Origin of the sequence: Phenylobacterium aquaticum (genome assembly GCF_022695515.1) — a bacterium.
GTDB classification, from domain to species: Bacteria; Pseudomonadota; Alphaproteobacteria; order Caulobacterales; family Caulobacteraceae; genus Phenylobacterium; species Phenylobacterium aquaticum.
The window spans coordinates 1-2,522 of record NZ_JALDPT010000085.1; the positions used below are offsets into that span (position 1 = coordinate 1).

Here is a 2,522-nt window from a genome sequence, read left to right on the forward strand (position 1 = left end):
TTGGGTGCGGGGACAGGATTTGAACCTGTGACCTTCAGGTTATGAGCCTGACGAGCTACCGGGCTGCTCCACCCCGCGTCAGGGTGTTGATCGTGATTGAAGGGTTTGGGTTATGCATCCGTTTGGTAGACCTGGCGGCGACCTACTCTCCCGCGCCTTAAGACGAAGTACCATTGGCCCAGAGAGGCTTAACGACCGAGTTCGGAATGGGATCGGGTGGGGACCTCTCGGCAGAACCACCAGGTCAACGAAACGGATGCAAGTTGAAGAGAGAAGACATCATCATCTGAGAGGCAATTCAAAGCGCTCTCATGAGTTCAACTAAGAACGATCAAGCCGATCGAGCGATTAGTACCAGTAAGCTGCATGCCTCGCGGCACTTCCACACCTGGCCTATCAACGTGGTGGTCTACCACGGCTCTCGGCGAAGCCTTGTTTTGAGGTTAGTTTCCCGCTTAGATGCTTTCAGCGGTTATCTATTCCACACTTAGCTACCCTGCTGCGCAGCTGGCGCCACGACAGGTCCACCAGAGGTGTGTCCATCCCGGTCCTCTCGTACTAGGGACAGATCCTCTCAAGCTTCGTACACCCACGGCAGATAGGGACCAAACTGTCTCACGACGTTCTGAACCCAGCTCACGTACCACTTTAATCGGCGAACAGCCGAACCCTTGGGACCTGCTCCAGCCCCAGGATGTGATGAGCCGACATCGAGGTGCCAAACTTTGCCGTCGCTGTGGACGCTTGGGCAAAATCAGCCTGTTATCCCTAGAGTACCTTTTATCCGTTGAGCGATGGCCCTTCCATGCAGAACCACCGGATCACTATGGCCGACTTTCGTCTCTGATCGACTTGTCAGTCTCTCAGTCAGGCGAGCTTATGCCATTGCACTCGACGAGCGATTTCCGACCGCTCTGAGCTCACCATCGCGCGCCTCCGTTACACTTTGGGAGGCGACCGCCCCAGTCAAACTACCCGCCACGCCATGTCCCGGACCCGGATAACGGGTCTCGGTTAGACGTCAACGACAACAAGGGTGGTATTTCAAGGTTGGCTCCCCCGGAACTGGCGCCCCGGATTCATAGCCTCCCACCTATCCTACACATGTTGTCGCTAACGCCAAGGCGAAGCTATAGTAAAGGTTCATAGGGTCTTTCCGTCTGACCGCGGGAACCCCGCATCTTCACGGGGAATTCAATTTCGCTGAGCCTATGCTGGAGACAGTGGGGAAGTCGTTACGCCATTCGTGCAGGTCGGAACTTACCCGACAAGGAATTTCGCTACCTTAGGACCGTTATAGTTACGGCCGCCGTTTACCGGGGCTTCAATTCGGAGCTTGCACCCCTCCTTTTAACCTTCCGGCACCGGGCAGGCGTCAGACCCTATACGTCGCCTTGCGGCTTCGCAGAGCCCTGTGTTTTTGATAAACAGTCGCTACCCCCTGGCCTGTGCCACTCTACTAAGGTTGCCCTAAGCAGAGTCACGCTTATCCCGAAGTTACGCGTGCAATTTGCCGAGTTCCTTCAGCATAGTTCTCTCAAGCGCCTTGGTATACTCTACCTGTCCACCTGTGTCGGTTTCGGGTACGGTCTCCGTTGGAGTTATTTCCAGGAACCCCTTCACTGCAAGGAACAATCCAATAAGCCCTCACAATTTACGGCATTCGTCACTTCCAACTGGCTCAGGAATATTCACCTGATTCCCATCGACTACGCCTTTCGGCCTCGCCTTAGGGGCCGGCTAACCCTGCGCAGATTAGCTTTACGCAGGAACCCTTGGACTTTCGGCGAGAGTGTCTCTCACACTCTTTGTCGCTACTCATGTCAGCATTTTCACTTCCGATACCTCCAGCCAGCCTCACAGCTGACCTTCACAGGCTTACGGAACGCTCCGCTACCGCTCGCTTACGCGAACCCATACCTTCGGCGCACGGCTTGAGCCCCGTTACATTTTCCGCGCAGGATCGCTTGACCAGTGAGCTGTTACGCTTTCTTTAAATGATGGCTGCTTCTAAGCCAACATCCTGGTTGTCAAAGCAATCCCACATCGTTTCCCACTTAGCCGTGACTTGGGGGCCTTAGATGATGGTTAGGGTTGTTTCCCTTTTCACGACGGACGTTAGCACCCGCCGTGTGTCTGCCGGATAGTTCTCTTGGGTATTCGGAGTTTGGTTAGAATTGGTAGATCTCGCGACCCCCGCATCCATCCAGTGCTCTACCCCCCAAGGAATTCGTCCGACGCACTACCTAAATAGTTTTCGCGGAGAACCAGCTATGTCCAGGTTTGATTGGCCTTTCACCCCTATCCACAAGTCATCCCAGAATTTTTCAACATTCACGGGTTCGGTCCTCCAGTAAGTGTTACCTTACCTTCAACCTGCTCATGGATAGATCACCTGGTTTCGGGTCGTCATGCGACGTACTTATTCGCCCTATTCAGACTCGCTTTCGCTGCGCCTACACCTAACGGCTTAAGCTTGCACGGCACATGAAGTCGCTGACCCATTATACAAAAGGTACGCC

The 2,522-nt window shown here is 54.3% G+C and carries 1 tRNA gene and 2 rRNA genes; all 3 read right to left on the reverse strand.

The window, feature by feature from the left end:
• Position 1: 1 nt before the first annotated feature.
• Positions 2-78: transfer RNA gene (locus MQH10_RS26175), tRNA-Met, on the reverse strand.
• Positions 79-129: 51 nt separating this feature from the next.
• Positions 130-244 (reverse strand): 5S ribosomal RNA (gene rrf / locus MQH10_RS26180).
• A gap of 83 nt (positions 245-327) precedes the next feature.
• Positions 328-2,522, reverse strand: a 23S ribosomal RNA gene (locus MQH10_RS26185); the annotation flags it as partial.